The sequence below is a fragment of the Streptomyces sp. NPDC001108 genome (assembly GCF_053598535.1).
The window spans coordinates 145,873-161,275 of sequence record NZ_JBSFKL010000011.1 but is presented as its reverse complement, the minus strand read 5'-3'; the positions used below and the strand labels follow the sequence as shown (position 1 = coordinate 161,275).

Genomic DNA, 15,403 nt, shown 5'->3' with positions numbered 1-15,403 from the left:
GATCGGGGGATCGGGAGATCGCGACGATCAAGGGTGCGGGAGAGATCCCGAGGATCGATGTGCGGTGGGGGTGAGCAGAAAGCGGGCCGGGGCGGGCCGTGCGGTCAGGCGCCGATGAGCTTGGCGAACTTCTCCTCGTACGCCGTCTCTTCCTTGGTGCTCAGGGAGCGGAAGGAGTGCGACCGGGCGGCCATTTCCCTGTCCGGGAGGATCAGGGTGTTGGCGGCCATCTTCTCGTCGATCCGGGCGAGTTCGTCGCGGACGCCGTCGACCGGGCAGACGAAGTTGATGAAGGCGGCGAGGCGGGCGGCGACCGGCGGCTCGTAGTAGTAGTCCATGAGCTTCTCGGCGTTGGTCTTGTGCCGTGCCTTGGCCGGGACCAGCATGTTGTCGCTGGAGGTGATGTATCCGGCGGCCGGGATGGCGTACTTGATGTCCGGGTTCCCGGCCTGGAGCTGGATGATGTCGCCGGCCCAGGCGACGCAGGCGGCGATGTCGCCCTTGTCGAGGTCGGCGGTGTAGTCGTTGCCGGTGAAGCGGCGTATCTGCTTCTTGTCGACGCCCTTCTGGAGCCGGTTGATCGCGGCGTCGTAGTCGGCGTCGGTGAAGGAGGCCGGGTCCTTGCCCTGGTCGAGCAGGGTCATGCCGATGGTGTCGCGCATCTCGGAGAGGAAGCTGACCCGCCCCTTGAGCGCGGGGTCGTCCAGGAGCTGGGTGACGGAGTCGACCTTGCGGCCGCCGGTCGCCCTGGAGTTGTAGGCGATGACGGTGGGGATGCCGGTCCAGGGGTACGAGTAGGCGCGGCCGGGGTCCCAGTCCGGGGTGCGGAACTGGGCCGAGAGGTTGGCGAAGGCGTGCGGCAGGTTCGAGGCGTCGAGCCGCTGGGCCCAGCCGAGCCGGATGATGCGGGCGGCCAGCCAGTCGGTGACGATGATCAGGTCGCGGCCGGTGTCCTGGCCCGCCGCCATCTGCGGCTTGATCTTGCCGAAGAACTCGACGTTGTCGTTGATGTCCTCGGTGTACTTGACGCTGATCCCGGTGCGCTTGGTGAACGCCTCCAGGGTGGGCCGGCTCTTCTTGTCCTCGCCGATGTCCATGTACTCGGTCCAGTTGGAGAAGTTGACCTGCTTCTCCTGGGCCGAGTGGTCGTCGGAGGCCGCGGCGGCGTCGCCCTCCCGCTGCGCGGGCGGAATACCGCAAGCGCTCAGTGTGCCCAGCCCGCCGATCGCCAGCGCCCCCATGCCGGAGGCGCGGAGGAGCGATCGGCGGGTCAGGGCGCCCCGGCCACTGGTGAGACTGCGTCGCATCGCGGCGATCTGGGCCGCGGAGAGCCGCTCCGGCTCGTACTGCTCCATGCGCGTTTCCCTTTCGGGTGTGAAGGCCGGGGTCGGCCGGATTATCGGTCCCCGAAGATCGTGCGGTGCCAGTCCTTGCGGGCGACCGCGGTGTTGTCGTACATGACGTGCTTGACCTGCGTGTACTCCTCGAAGGAGTACGCCGACATGTCCTTGCCGAAGCCGCTGGCCTTGTATCCGCCGTGCGGCATCTCGCTGATGATCGGAATGTGGTCGTTGACCCAGACGCAGCCGGCCTTGATCTCGCGGGTGGCGCGGTTGGCGCGGTACAGGTCGCGGGTCCAGGCCGAGGCGGCGAGGCCGTACGGGGTGTCGTTGGCGAGCCGCAGGCCCTCGTCGTCGGTGTCGAAGGGCAGCACGACCAGGACCGGGCCGAAGATCTCGGACTGGACGATCTCGCTGTCCTGGGCGGCCCCGGCGACCAGCGTCGGCCGGTAGTAGGCGCCCGCCGCCAGTTCGCCGCCGGGTGCCTCCCCGCCGGTGACGACGGTGGCGTAGGCGCGGGCGCGCTCGACGAATCCGGCGACCCGGTCGCGCTGGGCGTGGCTGATCAGCGGGCCGAGGTCGGTCGACGGGTCGGAGGGGTCGCCGAGCCGGACGGTCTCCATGAGCTCCGCGACGCCCTGCACGAAGGCGTCGTACAGCGGGCGCTGGACGTAGGCGCGGGTGGCGGCGGTGCAGTCCTGGCCGGTGTTGATGAGCGCGCCGGCGACGGCGCCGTGGACCGCGGCTTCGAGGTCGGCGTCGTCGAAGACCACGAAGGGGGCCTTGCCGCCGAGTTCCAGGTGGAGGCGCTTGACGGTGGCGGTGGCGATCTCCGCGACCCGCTTGCCGACGGCGGTGGAGCCGGTGAAGGAGGTCATGACCACGTCGGGGTGGCCGACCAGGTGCTCACCGGCCACCTTGCCCGCGCCGGTGACGATGTTGATCACACCGTCGGGGATGCCCGCCTCGGTGGCCGCCTGGGCGAACATCAGCGAGGTCAGAGGGGTGATCTCGGCGGGCTTCAGCACGATGGTGTTGCCCGCGGCGACGGCAGGGAGGACCTTCCAGGCGGCCATCTGGAGGGGGTAGTTCCAGGGCGCGATCGAGCCGACGACACCGATCGCCTCGCGGCGCACGTAGGAGGTGTGGTCGCCGTCGTACTCACCGGCCGACTTGCCCTCCAGGTGCCGGGCGGCCCCGGCGAAGAAGGAGGTGTTGTCGATGGTGCCCGGGACGTCGAACTCGGTGGAGAGCTTGATCGGCTTGCCGCACTGGAGGGACTCCACCCGCGCGAAGTCCTCGGCCTGCTCGGCGAGGACGGCGGCGAAGCGGTGCATCGCCTCGGCCCGCTCGGCGGGCGTCGCGCCCGACCAGCCGGGGAACGCCTCCTTCGCGGCCGCCACGGCGGCGTCCACGTCGGCCGTACCGGCCAGCTCGTAGGTGTAGACGGTCTCGCCCGTCGCCGGGTCCACCACGTCGTGGTGGTGTCCCGAGGTTCCGGACCGCAGCTTTCCGCCGATGTACTGTGCGCCGTCCGCGAAGCGGTCCCGCACCTGGATGCCGTTGCCCATGACGTTCTCCTCCGCCGCTGACCCCTCATTCGGGGGCGGCGTAGCTTCTGCTCGATTTGAGTGCCGATCCTGACAGAGGGGAGTAACCCCAACAAGTGATTCCGTTGTTGCCTTTTGGTTACGCGACGGAATCTATTGACCATGTGTCGCGTCGGCGCGGAATTACCCGTACGGAGTGTCAGTGGCGGATGCCAGAATCGCATGCCATGGAACACATGGTCGATCTCCTCGCCCGGACCGCTCGCGGCGAGAAGGTGAAGTACCTGCACTTCTGGGGGCACCGCCCCCGGCCCGACGGTCGGGTCGGAGCGAGCTGTCTGAGCCAGTGGTGGCCCTCGCCCTTCACCGTCGACGGTGTGCGGTACGCCTCGGCCGAGCACTGGATGATGGCCGCGAAGGCCCGTCTGTTCGGCGATGCGGAATCGGAGGCGGCCGCCGTTGCGGCGAGAAGTCCGGCCGAGGCCAAGAAAGTGGGCCGGCTGGTGCGCGGATTCGACGAGGCGATATGGGAGCGCGAGCGGTTCGCCCTCGTGACGGCCGGCAGCGTGCACAAGTTCCGGGCCCATCCCGAACTGCGGGAGTTCCTGGTGAACACCGGGGAGCGGGTGCTGGTCGAGGCGAGCCCGATGGACCGGGTCTGGGGCATCGGGCTGGCGGCGGACGATCCGCGGGCGGCGAGCCCGGCGGGCTGGCGGGGGCTGAACCTGCTGGGCTTCGCGCTGATGGACGCGCGGGCGGAGCTGCGCGCGGCCGCCTGAGCGGGCCCGGACATGCCCGCGGCCCGGCGGGGGACCATGGTTCCGGTCCCCCGCCGGGCCGCGGGCGTGCGGTGTGGTGCCGAGGGCCGGGCCCGTCAGCGGTGGGTGTCGACGACCAGGGAGGTGGCGAACGGGTCGTCGTTGTACGTGCCGTCCTCTTCGTACTCGTCGATGTTCGCGGCGATGATCCAGACGAAGAAGCTGATGATCACCACGCCGAGGGTGATGCCGATGGACCCCAGGATGATCCCGGTGAGCGCCTGGCCGCTGTTGGTCGCCTCACCGCGCTGTGCCCGCTTGCGCCCCAGGATGCCGAAGATCAGGGCGAGCGTGCCCAGGATCAGGCTGGGAATGCCGTAGACGCAGAACAGGCAGACCGCCAGGATGCCCAGCACCATGGCCGCGGTGCCCAGGCCGTTGGAGGGCGGCGCGACGCCCCAGGCCGTCTGGCCGTAGCCGGGGTAGGAGGGGTAGCCGCCGTACGGCGGCGCGGGCTGCGGGGCGGGATAGCCGTACGGTCCGGCGGACGGCGGCATCTGCTGGCCCGGCCCGTTCGGTCCGACCGGCGGCGGCGGTACGTCACCGGCGGCGGGCTCCGGGGCGGTCGGCACCGGAGCCCCGAATCCCGGCGCCGGCGGTGCGTCGGACGGCGCGGGGCTCTCCCCGTCCCCTGCCTCGGGCTGCTGGTGCGCGGCGGCCGGCTTCTCCAACTGCACCTTGTTCTCCGGCAGCGCGGCTCTGTTCTCCGGCGGGGCCCACGGGTCGCTCGACGCGCCCCCGCCCTCGGGCCGCTCTGTGCTGTCTGACATGTGCCTCCCCCATCGTGTCCCGTCATGCTACGGCCCCGGATCCGGCGGACCGACGCGGCCTACGATGATCCCCGTCCCCCTGCCCGGCCGACCGAGCCCGGCAGCCGAGCCGTCCACGCCCCGGAGCACCCGATGTCCGATCTCCGTCCCTTCATCGCGGGACTGCCCAAGGCCGAGCTGCATGTCCACCATGTCGGGTCCGCCTCCCCCCGTATCGTCGCCGAACTGGCCGCCCGGCACGCCGACTCCAAGGTCCCCACGGATCCCGAGGCGCTCGCCGACTACTTCACGTTCACGGACTTCGCGCACTTCATCGAGGTGTATCTCTCCGTCGTGGACCTGATCCGCACGCCGGAGGACGTCCGGCTGCTGACCTTCGAGGTCGCCCGTGACATGGCGCGGCAGAACATCCGCTACGCGGAGCTGACGGTGACGCCGTACTCCTCGACCCGGCGCGGCATCCCCGAGCAGGCGTTCATGGAGGCGATAGAGGACGCCCGCACGGCCGCCGAGTCCGAGCTCGGGGTGGTGCTGCGCTGGTGCTTCGACATTCCGGGCGAGGCCGGGCACGAGGCCGCGGAGGAGACCGCCCGGCTCGCCGTGGACCTGCGGCCCGAGGGGCTGGTCTCGTTCGGGCTCGGCGGCCCGGAGATCGGCGTGGACCGCCCGCAGTTCAAGCCCTACTTCGACCGGGCGATCGCCGCGGGCCTGCACTCCGTGCCGCACGCCGGGGAGACCACCGGGCCGCAGACCGTCTGGGACGCCCTGACCCACCTGCGCGCCGAGCGCATCGGCCACGGCACCAGCTCCGTCCAGGACCCGGAGCTGCTGGCCCACCTCGCCGAGCACCGCGTCCCGCTGGAGGTCTGCCCGACGTCGAACGTCGCGACCCGCGCGGTGCCGGACATCGAGCGGCACCCGGTGCGCGCGATGGTGGACGCGGGTGTGCTGGTCACGATCAACAGCGACGACCCGCCGATGTTCGGGACCGACCTCAACAACGAGTACGCGGTCGCGGCCCGGCTGCTCGCGCTGGACGAGCGCGGCCTCGCGGAGCTGGCGAAGAACGCGGTCGAGGCCTCCTACCTGGACCCGGCCGGCAAGCGGGCGCTGGCCTCCGAGATCGACACGTACACGGCGGACTGGCTGCGGCGGGGCTGAACACCGGACGGGCGCGGCGGGGCGGGGCGGGGCGGGGCGGCTGAGGGTCGACCGGTCGGGGGCCGGGCGGTAGGGGGCCGGGCGGTAGGGGGCCGGGCGGTAGGGGGTCTGGCGGTCACAATGACCTCATGGTCACCACAGTCACCGCCGTGGCCCACCGCGGCGATCCGTACCGGGTCCGGGAGAACACCCTCGCCTCGATCCGTTCCGCGCTCGGCCGGGGCGCGGACGCGGTCGAGATCGACGTACGGGTCACCCGCGACGGCGTGCCCGTCCTGCTGCACGACGCCACGCTGAAGCGGCTGTGGGGGCACGACGTCCGGCTCGACCGGCTGACCCACCGGGAGCTCGCCGGGCTGACCGGGGGCGGTGTGCCCACGCTGCACGAGGCGCTGGACGCCGCGGGGGCGCACCGGCTGATGATCGACCTGCCGGGCTCCACCGACGCCTCGGTCCCGGCGGTCGTCGGCGCGGTCCGGGAGGCCGGGGCCGGTGAGCGGGTCTACTACTGCGCCGGCCCCGCCGCGATGCTCCGGGTACGGGCCGCCGACCCGCGGGCCGAGACCGCGCTGACCTGGTCGACGGCCGCGCCACCGCGCGCCGTGCTGCTCGACGCGGTGCGGCCGCGCTGGCTGAACTACCGGTTCGGGCTGGTGGACCGGGAGCTGACGGACCGGGCGCACCGGGACGGGCTGCTGGTCTCCGCCTGGACGGCCGACACCCGGCGGACCATGCGCCGTCTGGTCCGGCACGGCGTCGACTCGGTCACCACCAACCGGGTCGACGTCCTGCGCGGGGTCCTCGGCCGCCCGGCGGGGGAAACGGCGATATGACCGAGGGCGTTCCCTCGGGGCCGGTCCGGGCCGCGGACGGTGCGGCCCCGGGGCCGCACCCCGCCAGGGGTCCCGGTGCCAGGCGCCTCGGTCCCCGCACCGTCGACCTGCTCGTCGTCCTGCTCGTGCAGGCGGTCATGACGATGCCGTTCGTGGTGCCGCGCGCCCCGGACCTGCCGCCCGCGACCTGGACGGCGTACGGGCTGACCACGCTGACGGCGGTGCCGCTGCTCCTGCGCCGGCGGGCGCCGGTCCTGGTGCTGCTCACGGTGCTCGCGACCGGAGCGCTGTACAAGACCGTGCTGGACGGGCCGGGCCAGCCGCTCCCGTACACCGGGATCGTGGCCGTCTACACCGTGGCCGAGCTGTCCCCGCCGCCGAAGCGGATCGGGGTGCTGGTGCTGACGGCGGTGGCCGTGCTGGTCTCGGTGGGGCTGGACGGCCAGGACCTGCGGGAGCTGCTCTTCTCGCTGTTCGTGTTCGCGGCGACGTACGTCTTCGGACGGCTCACGGTGGTGCGCCAGGCGTATCTGCGCGCGGTGGAGGACCGGGCCCGGCAGCTGGAGCTGACGCGCCGGATCGAGGCCGAGCGGGCCGTGACCCGCGAACGGGCCCGGATCGCCCGGGAGATGCACGACATCCTGTCCCATGCGGTGAGCCTGATGATCGTGCAGGCGGAAGCGGGTCCGGTCGCGGTGCGTACGGCGCCCGAGCGCGCCGAGGCGGCCTTCGAGGCGATCTCGGAGACGGGCCGGGACGCGATGGTGCAGCTACGCCGGATGCTCGGTCTGCTGCGGGAGCCGGACGCCTCGCCGGACGCGCCGCGCGCGCCGCAGCCCGGGACGGCGGCGCTGCCCGGACTGGTGGAGCGGGTGCGCGACAGCGGACTCGCCGTCTCGTACCGGGTGACGGGCGATCCCCGGGAGCCCGGCCCGGCGGTCGGCGCCACCGTCTACCGGATCGTGCAGGAGGCCCTGACCAACGTGGTCAAGCACGCGGACGCCGACATGGTCCATGTCCTGCTGGACCACGGAACCGAGGCGCTGGTCCTCACCGTCACCGACGACGGACGGGGCCCCGGCGACGGCCCCGGAGCCGGGCTCGGGCTGGTCGGCATCCGGGAGCGGGCGACCGCGCACGGCGGTACGGCCGCCTCCGGCCCCGGCCCGGACGGGCGCGGGTTCCGGCTGCGGGTGACGATTCCGTGGACCGCCCCGGGTGCCGGGAGCGAACGAGTGGGGGGAGAGGCACGGTGACGATCCGTGTGGTGGTGGCCGACGACCAGGAGCTGGTCCGCAGCGGCTTCGCGATGATCCTGGACGCGCAGCCGGACATCGAGGTGGTGGCCGAGGTCGGCGACGGGGACGCGGCGGTGGCGGCGGTACGGCGGCTGGCGCCCGACGTGGCGCTGCTCGACATCCGGATGCCCGGCACGGACGGCATCGAGGCCTGCCGCGCCCTCAGCGCCGGGACCGACTGCCGGACGGTGATGCTGACCACCTTCGACTCCGACGACTACGTCTTCGAGGCGCTGCGCGCGGGTGCGAGCGGCTTCCTGCTCAAGGACGTCCGCCGGGACGACCTGGTGCACGCGGTACGGGTGGTGGCGGCCGGGGAGTCGCTGCTCGCGCCGTCGGTGGCGCGGCGGCTGATCGCCGAGTACACGGCGCGGCCGGCCGCCGCGGCGCCCTCGGCCCGGCTGGAGGTGCTGACCGGCCGGGAGCGCGAGACGTTGCTGCACCTGGCCCGCGGGCTGTCGAACGCGGAGATCGCGGCGGCGCTGGTGGTCAGCGAGCACACGGTGAAGACCCATGTCGGCAATGTGCTGTCGAAGCTGGGGCTGCGCGACCGCGTCCAGGCGGTGATCTGCGCGTACGAGTGCGGTCTGGTGACTCCCTCGACGGGCTGAGTCCCCCGGGGGAGGGAGGCGTGGCGCTCCCCTCCCCCGCGCGAGCGAGGGCGTCTCCCTCCCATGACCCCTCGGTCGGGTGATCCGCCCGGAGGCTGCCTTCAACAGGATGGAATCCGACAGCAGTCGAGGTTCCACGTCCAGGAGGCACCGGAGATGAACGCACGCATGTCCCGCACCGCCGTCGCGGCAGCGCTGGCTCTCGGTATCGCGGCGGGCCCCGCCGTCCCGGCCCTGGCGGCGCCCGGCGCCCCGCCCGCCGCAGGAGCCACCGCACAGCGGGCGGTCACCGGGCGGGCGCCGGACGCCGGGGCGCTGCGGTCCGCGCTCGCCGGGCTGCCGAGGGACGACGCGACCGCCGCGCTGGTCCGCGTCTCGGGCACCGGGGGCTCCTGGCGGGGCAGCGCCGGTGTCCACGATCTGGCCTCCGGGCGGCCGGCGGACCCGGGCGGGCGCTTCCGGGCCGGATCGGTGACCAAGGTCTTCACCGCCGCGGTGGTGCTGCAGCTGGCCGGGGAGGGGCGGATCGGGCTGGACGCCCCGGTGCGGCGGTATCTGCCGGACCTGATCCCGGCGACGTACGGGGCGGTGACAGTGCGCCAGCTCCTGGACCACACGAGCGGCATCCCGTCCGTGGGGGACGGCGGCACGCTGGAGGACTGGTACGCGCACCGCTTCGACCGGCGCGATCCGGTGCGGACCGTGCGCGAGGCCACCTCGCACGAGCCGGACTTCGCGCCCGGCACCCAGCAGCACTACGACAACATCGGCTACACCGTGGCGGGGCTGCTGATCGAGCGGGTCACGGGCGAGGCGTACGCCGCGCAGGTCTCCCGCCGCATCCTTGAGCCGCTGCGTCTGCGGGACACGTACTTCCCGGGGGCCGACCCGACGATCCGGGGTCCGCACAACCACGGGTACCAGGTCTTCGGCGCGGGCGATCTGCGCGATGTGACGGTGTGGGGGGTGACGGACGCGTGGGCGGCGGGCGACCTGATATCGACCACCGCGGACCTGGAGCGGTTCACCCGGGCGCTGTTCGGGGGCCGGGTGGTGCGCGGTCCACTGCTGGAGGCGATGTTCACGCTGCCCGGCGACGCGGTCCGCGAGTACGGCACGGGCAAGCCCGCCGCGTACGGCGCGGGCCTGTCGGTGATGCGGCTGGGCGGGCGTGACGTCTGGGGGAAGACGGGTGGCCGCTGGGGGTACAACACGGTGATCGCGGCCACCCGCGACCTCTCCCGGACGCTCGTCTACAGCGTCAACTCCACGGACGCGAAGGGCGAGGGGATGAACCCGACGGCGCTGGGCATCGTGGTCGCCGCCTTCGGCGCCCCGTCGGCCGGCTGAGCACCGGGCCCGCCGGTCGGCCGGCCGGGGCCCGGGGCCCCGGCCGGGTTCCGGCGGGTCAGTCGACCGGGACGGCCGGTACCGCCGGCGTGGCCGTGGCGGCCGGACCGGGGAGCGCAATCCGCTCCAGCGACTCCAGCCGCTTGATCATGCGGCGCACCACGAGCAGCGGGATCACGCCGAACACGCCGAACGACATGTCGATGACGGACCACCAGAAGGGAATGGCGCGGATGGGGCCGCAGATCAGCGCGAGCGGGATGATCCCGGCGCAGGCGATCATGCCGAACTCGATGACCCAGATATTGCGGACCGGGTCGCGGTAGGGGCCGTAGAAGGCGACCGCGATGACGAGATGCGCGAAGGCGAGCCAGTCGGTGCCGTACAGCACGAAGGGGTACTTCGCGTCGGCCTCGTCGAGACCGGTGCGGACCTTGGTGATCCACTCCATCAGTGCCGGGAAGTGCTCCGGGACGGGAGAGGCCGAGGACCTCAACAGGTCCTCGGCCCAATGGAGTTCGTGCACGAGCGGAAAGGCGGTCACCCCGCTCAAGATCAGACAGACGACAAAGACGGCCAACCACACGCGTATGCGCCTCAGCAGGGCTCTTCGCTCGCTCATGTCCCGCAGCGTACGCCCGTGTTCACGGCCCTCCAGGGCCGCCCCCGGTCCGGCCCGGGACACCCGAGGGGTGCGCCTCCCGGCCCGGCCCCGCCGCTCAGAGACCGACGATGCCGTTCCACTTCTTGGCGAACTCGGTGCGCTCCTCGGAGGTGACGTCGCGGGCGATGGCGAGCCGCTTGCGCATGTCGTCGTCGGGGAAGATCAGCGGGTCCTCGGCGAGTTCGGCGGTCTCCTTGTCCTTGGCGGAGGCGAGCACCTCGCGGGCGGCGGGCACCGGGCAGACGTAGTTGACCCAGGTCGCCAGTTCGGCGGCGACCTCCGGCTCGTAGTAGTAGTCGATGATCCGCTCCGCGTTGCGCTTGTGGCGGGCGAGGTTGGGGATCATCATCGACTCCGCCCAGAGCTCGGCGCCCTCCTCGGGCACCACGAACTCGATCTCGGGGTTGTCGGCCTGGAGCTGGATGACGTCGCCGGAGTAGGCCTGGCAGGCCAGGACGTCGCCGGTGGACAGGTCCTTGATGTAGTCGTTGCCGGTGAAGCGGCGGATGTGCCGCTTCTTCACCAGCTTCTCGATCTGCTCGCACACCAGGAAGAAGTCGTCCCGCTGCCAGCGGGTGACGTCGACGCCGTTGCCCTGCATCAGCAGGGCGATGGACTCGTCGAGCCCGGACATGAGCGTCACCTTGCCGCGCAGGTCGTCCGCCCACAGATCGCTCAGGTGCTTGATCTCGCGGCCGAGCTTCTTGCGGTTGTACGCGATGCCGGTGATCCCGGACTGCCAGGGGACGCTGTACAGGCGGCCCTTGTCGAAGGCGGGCGACCGCAGCTGCGGGTCGAGGTACTTGGCGACGTTCGGCTGCTTCGCCCGGTCCATCTCCTGCACCCAGCCCAGCCGGACGAACCGGGCGGACATCCAGTCGCTGATCACGATCAGATCGCGGCCGGTCTGCTGGTGGTTCATCAGCGCCGGGCTGATCTTCCCGAAGAACTCGTCGTTGTCGTTGATCTCCTCCGTGTACGTGACGGAGATCCCGGTCCGCTCGGAGAAGGCGTCGAGGGTGGGCCGCTTCGACGTGTTCTCGTCGTCGGTGTCGATGTAGAGCGGCCAGTTCGCGAAGTGCAGGCTGTGGTCGCTCGCCGAGGTGTCGCGCCCGGCGCGGTCACCGGGCGCCACGTAGGCGGCGGGCACACCGCACCCGGCCAGCGCGGTACCGGCCGCCGTGGCTCCGAGGGCGCGCAGCAGGGAGCGGCGGGACATGGGGTTCTTCGCAATTGCTCGCACCAGCGAAGGATGCCGGGCGGGCCGCCGGACGGGCAATGGACCAACCGTCCAGCGGCGGCGGCACCCGCCGCACACCCTGTCGATCCGTCCGAGGTCCGCCGCCGGTACCCGGGAACGGAAACGGGAACGGCCCCGGGCATGCGCCCGGGGCCGTGACTGCCGGTTGTTCGCCGGCCGTGTCCGCTCGTCAGCCGTCGAGGGAGGTCATGACGTGCTTGATGCGGGTGTAGTCCTCGAAGCCGTAGGCGGAGAGGTCCTTGCCGTAGCCGGACTTCTTGAAGCCGCCGTGCGGCATCTCGGCGACGAGCGGGATGTGGGTGTTGATCCACACACAGCCGAAGTCGAGGTTCTTGGACATGCGCATGGCGCGGGCGTGGTCCTTGGTCCACACCGAGGAGGCCAGGGCGTACTCGACGCCGTTGGCGTACTCCAGGGCCTGGGCCTCGTCCGAGAACTTCTGGACGGTGATGACCGGGCCGAAGACCTCGTTCTGGATGATCTCGTCGTCCTGCTTGAGGCCGGAGACGACCGTCGCGGCGTAGAAGTAGCCCTTCTCGCCGACGCGGTGGCCGCCCGCCTCGACCTTGGCGTGGGCGGGCAGACGCTCGATGAAGCCGCTGACCTGCTTCAGCTGGTTGGCGTTGTTGAGCGGCCCGTACGCCACGTCCGCGTCGTCCGGCAGACCGGTCCTGGTGTCGGCGGCGGCCTTGGCGAGCTCGGCGACGAACTCGTCGTGGATGGACTCGTGGACCAGGACGCGGGTCGCTGCGGTGCAGTCCTGGCCGGCGTTGAAGTAGCCCGCGCCGGCGATGCCCTCGACGGCCGTGGCGATGTCGGCGTCCTCGAAGACGACGACCGGGGCCTTGCCGCCGAGCTCCAGGTGGACGCGCTTGACGTCCTTGGCGGCGGACTCGGCGACCTGCATGCCGGCCCGTACCGAGCCGGTGATGGAGGCCATCGCCGGGGTCCGGTGCTCGACCATCGCGCGGCCGGTGTCCCGGTCGCCGCAGATGACGTTGAAGACGCCCTTGGGCAGGATCTGGCCGATGATCTCGGCGATCAGCACCGTCGACGCCGGCGTGGTGTCGGACGGCTTGATGACGACGGTGTTGCCCGCGGCGAGCGCCGGGGCGAACTTCCAGACCGCCATCATCATCGGGTAGTTCCACGGCGCGACCTGCGCGCAGACGCCGACCGGCTCGCGCCGGACGATGGAGGTCAGACCCTCCATGTACTCACCGGCGGAGCGGCCCTCCAGGAGCCGGGCGGCGCCCGCGAAGAAGCGGATCTGGTCCACCATCGGGGGGACCTCTTCGACCCGGGTGAGCTCGATCGGCTTGCCGGTGTTCTCCGACTCGGCGGCGATCAGGTCCTCGGCGCGCTCCTCGAAGGCGTCCGCGATCTTCAGCAGGGCCTTCTGGCGCTCGGCGGGCGTGGCGTCGCGCCAGGCGGGGAACGCGGCCGCGGCGGCTTCCATCGCGGCGTCGACATCGGCCTGGCCGGAGAGCGGCGAGGTCGCGTAGACCTCTTCCGTCACCGGGTTGACCACGTCGATGGTCCGCCCGTCAGCGGCGTCCCGGAACTCTCCGTTGATGTAGTTGCGCAGACGGCGCACCTCGGTGGTCACAACCACCCCTCCTGTCACACGTCAATGGGTGAGATCCCCAGCGTAGTGGTTCGGGTGTCGCTTTCGACATGCCTACCCGCCGCGAACTTCGGATTCAGTGAGATCGAGACCCTCAAACAACGGATTTCATCGATCTGGGGTTGCCAGACGGACGAGTCCCGTGCACAGTGGATGCGTGGCCAGTCGCAGCGCAGACTCCAGGACCGGGAACGGATCGTCACCAGCGGTCGATGCCGTCTCCCTCGCCATCATCGAGCAGCTCCAGGAGGACGGGCGCCGCCCGTACGCCGCCATAGGCAAGGCCGTCGGCCTTTCCGAGGCAGCCGTGCGGCAGCGCGTCCAGAAGCTGCTGGATCAGGGCGTGATGCAGATCGTCGCCGTCACCGATCCCCTCACCGTGGGGTTCCGGCGCCAGGCGATGGTCGGCATCAATGTCGAGGGCGACCTCGACCCCGTCGCCGAGGCACTCTCGGCCATGGCCGAGTGCGAGTACGTGGTGATGACCGCGGGCTCCTTCGACCTGATGGTGGAGATCGTCTGCGAGGACGACGACCACCTGCTGGACACGATCAACAAACGCATCCGGGCCCTGCCCGGTGTGCGCTCCACCGAGAGCTTTGTTTACCTGAAGCTCAAGAAGCAGACCTATATGTGGGGAACCCGATAGCCGTGAGCAAGGACCTCAGCCGAACCGCGTACGACCACCTGTGGATGCACTTCACCCGCATGTCGGACTACGAGACCGCGCCCGTTCCCACCATCGTCCGTGGTGAGGGCACCTACATCTACGACGACCAGGGCAAGCGCTACCTGGACGGCCTGTCCGGCCTGTTCGTGGTCAACGCCGGTCACGGCCGTCACGAGCTCGCCGAGACGGCGTACAAGCAGGGCCAGGAGCTGGCCTTCTTCCCGGTGTGGTCCTACGCCCACCCGAAGGCCGTCGAGCTGGCGGAGCGCCTCGCCGACTACGCGCCGGGCGACCTCAACAAGGTCTTCTTCACCACCGGTGGCGGCGAGGCCGTGGAGACCGCCTGGAAGCTGGCCAAGCAGTACTTCAAGCTGCAGGGCAAGCCGACCAAGTACAAGGTCATCTCCCGCGCGGTCGCCTACCACGGCACCCCGCAGGGCGCCCTGTCCATCACCGGTCTGCCGGCCCTGAAGGCCCCCTTCGAGCCGCTGGTCCCCGGTGCCCACAAGGTGCCGAACACCAACATCTACCGCGCCCCGATCCACGGCGACGACCCCGAGGCCTTCGGCCGCTGGGCCGCCGACCAGATCGAGCAGGAGATCCTCTTCGAGGGCCCGGAGACCGTCGCCGCGGTCTTCCTGGAGCCGGTGCAGAACGCCGGTGGCTGCTTCCCGCCGCCGCCCGGGTACTTCCAGCGGGTCCGCGAGATCTGTGACAAGTACGACGTGCTGCTCGTCTCCGACGAGGTCATCTGCGCCTTCGGCCGCCTCGGCACGATGTTCGCCTGTGACAAGTTCGGCTACGTGCCGGACATGATCACCTGCGCCAAGGGCATGACCTCGGGCTACTCCCCCATCGGTGCCTGCATCGTCTCCGACCGCGTCGCCGCGCCGTTCTACGAGGGTGGCAACACCTTCCTGCACGGCTACACCTTCGGTGGCCACCCGGTCTCCGCGGCGGTCGGCCTCGCCAACCTCGACATCTTCGAGCGCGAGGGCCTCAACCAGCACGTGCTGGACAACGAGAACGCCTTCTTCACCACGCTGCAGAAGCTCCTCGACCTGCCGATCGTCGGCGACGTCCGCGGCAACGGCTTCTTCTACGGCATCGAGCTGGTGAAGGACAAGGCCACCAAGGAGACCTTCACCGACGAGGAGACCGAGCGCGTCCTGTACGGCTTCCTCTCCAAGGCACTGTACGAGAACGGCCTGTACTGCCGGGCCGACGACCGTGGCGACCCGGTCGTCCAGCTCGCGCCGCCGCTGATCTCCGACCAGTCGACGTTCGACGAGATCGAGGGCATCCTGCGCAACGTCCTCACGGAGGCCTGGACCAAGCTGTAACCACCTCCGCGACGGCCGGCCGACCACGGATCGCCGGCCGTCGCCCACGCACGGTCCCTACGGCCCGGATGCGCCCAATCGAGTGGGAGGGACGCATCCGGGCCGTG

Annotated in this window: 13 protein-coding genes and 1 pseudogene; 8 read left to right on the top strand and 6 right to left on the bottom strand. The window is 71.1% G+C overall.

Annotated features, from left to right (window positions below; translation table 11 throughout):
• Positions 1 to 104: 104 nt before the first annotated feature.
• Both ACWC97_RS24180 and ACWC97_RS24175 read right to left on the bottom strand, forming a co-directional pair.
• Complete coding sequence (locus ACWC97_RS24180) at positions 105 to 1,355, bottom strand: ABC transporter substrate-binding protein (protein ID WP_352276380.1); 1,251 nt, start codon at positions 1,353 to 1,355, stop codon at positions 105 to 107.
• 41 nt (positions 1,356 to 1,396) lie between these two features.
• Positions 1,397 to 2,911 (bottom strand): gamma-aminobutyraldehyde dehydrogenase, encoded by a 1,515-nt coding sequence (locus ACWC97_RS24175; protein ID WP_352276379.1) that lies wholly within the window; start codon positions 2,909 to 2,911, stop codon positions 1,397 to 1,399.
• Between the two features lie 215 nt (positions 2,912 to 3,126).
• Between ACWC97_RS24175 and ACWC97_RS24170 the strand changes: the two genes are divergently transcribed.
• Positions 3,127 to 3,669, top strand: coding sequence for an NADAR family protein (locus tag ACWC97_RS24170; RefSeq protein WP_392280369.1), 543 nt, complete (start codon positions 3,127 to 3,129; stop codon positions 3,667 to 3,669).
• Positions 3,670 to 3,764: 95 nt separating this feature from the next.
• Here ACWC97_RS24170 and ACWC97_RS24165 read toward each other — a convergent pair whose 3' ends face one another.
• Positions 3,765 to 4,478, bottom strand: coding sequence for a DUF4190 domain-containing protein (locus tag ACWC97_RS24165; RefSeq protein ID WP_352276376.1), 714 nt, complete (start codon positions 4,476 to 4,478; stop codon positions 3,765 to 3,767).
• Positions 4,479 to 4,610: 132 nt separating this feature from the next.
• On the opposite strand from ACWC97_RS24165, the gene ACWC97_RS24160 reads away from it, so the two are divergent.
• The 5 genes and pseudogenes from ACWC97_RS24160 (at position 4,611) to ACWC97_RS24140 (ending at position 9,731) form a co-directional block, all read left to right on the top strand.
• On the top strand, positions 4,611 to 5,639 hold the full coding sequence (locus ACWC97_RS24160; RefSeq protein WP_352276374.1) for an adenosine deaminase: 1,029 nt from the start codon (positions 4,611 to 4,613) through the stop codon (positions 5,637 to 5,639).
• A gap of 128 nt (positions 5,640 to 5,767) precedes the next feature.
• The gene (locus tag ACWC97_RS24155; RefSeq protein ID WP_385212048.1) at positions 5,768 to 6,472 is read left to right on the top strand and encodes a glycerophosphodiester phosphodiesterase; all 705 of its coding nucleotides are present in this window, start codon (positions 5,768 to 5,770) and stop codon (positions 6,470 to 6,472) included.
• Positions 6,469 to 7,728 (top strand): sensor histidine kinase, encoded by a 1,260-nt coding sequence (locus tag ACWC97_RS24150; protein ID WP_450651492.1) that lies wholly within the window; start codon positions 6,469 to 6,471, stop codon positions 7,726 to 7,728. Before ACWC97_RS24155 ends, ACWC97_RS24150 begins: the two co-directional genes overlap by 4 nt.
• Positions 7,725 to 8,464, top strand: a pseudogene (locus ACWC97_RS24145) (response regulator). The gene ACWC97_RS24150 and the pseudogene ACWC97_RS24145 overlap by 4 nt, the downstream one beginning before the upstream one ends.
• 73 nt (positions 8,465 to 8,537) lie before the next feature.
• On the top strand, positions 8,538 to 9,731 hold the full coding sequence (locus tag ACWC97_RS24140; RefSeq protein WP_450651490.1) for a serine hydrolase domain-containing protein: 1,194 nt from the start codon (positions 8,538 to 8,540) through the stop codon (positions 9,729 to 9,731).
• A gap of 58 nt (positions 9,732 to 9,789) precedes the next feature.
• Here the strand turns inward: ACWC97_RS24140 and ACWC97_RS24135 are convergent, their stop codons facing one another.
• From ACWC97_RS24135 to ACWC97_RS24125, 3 genes are all read right to left on the bottom strand, one after another.
• Positions 9,790 to 10,353: a hypothetical protein gene (locus tag ACWC97_RS24135; protein WP_450651488.1), complete on the bottom strand. Its 564-nt coding sequence runs from the start codon at positions 10,351 to 10,353 to the stop codon at positions 9,790 to 9,792.
• 97 nt (positions 10,354 to 10,450) lie between these two features.
• Complete coding sequence (locus tag ACWC97_RS24130; RefSeq protein WP_385212159.1) at positions 10,451 to 11,614, bottom strand: polyamine ABC transporter substrate-binding protein; 1,164 nt, start codon at positions 11,612 to 11,614, stop codon at positions 10,451 to 10,453.
• Positions 11,615 to 11,825: 211 nt separating this feature from the next.
• The gene (locus tag ACWC97_RS24125; RefSeq protein WP_352276367.1) at positions 11,826 to 13,265 is read right to left on the bottom strand and encodes a gamma-aminobutyraldehyde dehydrogenase; all 1,440 of its coding nucleotides are present in this window, start codon (positions 13,263 to 13,265) and stop codon (positions 11,826 to 11,828) included.
• A 160-nt stretch (positions 13,266 to 13,425) separates the two neighbouring features.
• Between ACWC97_RS24125 and ACWC97_RS24120 the strand changes: the two genes are divergently transcribed.
• On the top strand, positions 13,426 to 13,932 hold the full coding sequence (locus ACWC97_RS24120) for an Lrp/AsnC family transcriptional regulator (protein ID WP_352276365.1): 507 nt from the start codon (positions 13,426 to 13,428) through the stop codon (positions 13,930 to 13,932).
• On the top strand, positions 13,917 to 15,296 hold the full coding sequence (locus ACWC97_RS24115) for an aspartate aminotransferase family protein (RefSeq protein WP_352276364.1): 1,380 nt from the start codon (positions 13,917 to 13,919) through the stop codon (positions 15,294 to 15,296). Before ACWC97_RS24120 ends, ACWC97_RS24115 begins: the two co-directional genes overlap by 16 nt.
• Positions 15,297 to 15,403 lie beyond the last annotated feature (107 nt).

Coding starts and splice junctions, on each gene's coding strand:
- ACWC97_RS24180 (WP_352276380.1), bottom strand. CDS start 1,355: ATGGAGCAGTACGAGCCGGAGCGGCTCTCCGCGGCCCAGATCGCCGCG.
- ACWC97_RS24140 (WP_450651490.1), top strand. CDS start 8,538: ATGAACGCACGCATGTCCCGCACCGCCGTCGCGGCAGCGCTGGCTCTC.
- ACWC97_RS24130 (WP_385212159.1), bottom strand. CDS start 11,614: ATGTCCCGCCGCTCCCTGCTGCGCGCCCTCGGAGCCACGGCGGCCGGT.
- ACWC97_RS24170 (WP_392280369.1), top strand. CDS start 3,127: ATGGTCGATCTCCTCGCCCGGACCGCTCGCGGCGAGAAGGTGAAGTAC.
- ACWC97_RS24175 (WP_352276379.1), bottom strand. CDS start 2,911: ATGGGCAACGGCATCCAGGTGCGGGACCGCTTCGCGGACGGCGCACAG.
- ACWC97_RS24165 (WP_352276376.1), bottom strand. CDS start 4,478: ATGTCAGACAGCACAGAGCGGCCCGAGGGCGGGGGCGCGTCGAGCGAC.
- ACWC97_RS24135 (WP_450651488.1), bottom strand. CDS start 10,353: ATGAGCGAGCGAAGAGCCCTGCTGAGGCGCATACGCGTGTGGTTGGCC.
- ACWC97_RS24160 (WP_352276374.1), top strand. CDS start 4,611: ATGTCCGATCTCCGTCCCTTCATCGCGGGACTGCCCAAGGCCGAGCTG.
- ACWC97_RS24150 (WP_450651492.1), top strand. CDS start 6,469: ATGACCGAGGGCGTTCCCTCGGGGCCGGTCCGGGCCGCGGACGGTGCG.
- ACWC97_RS24155 (WP_385212048.1), top strand. CDS start 5,768: ATGGTCACCACAGTCACCGCCGTGGCCCACCGCGGCGATCCGTACCGG.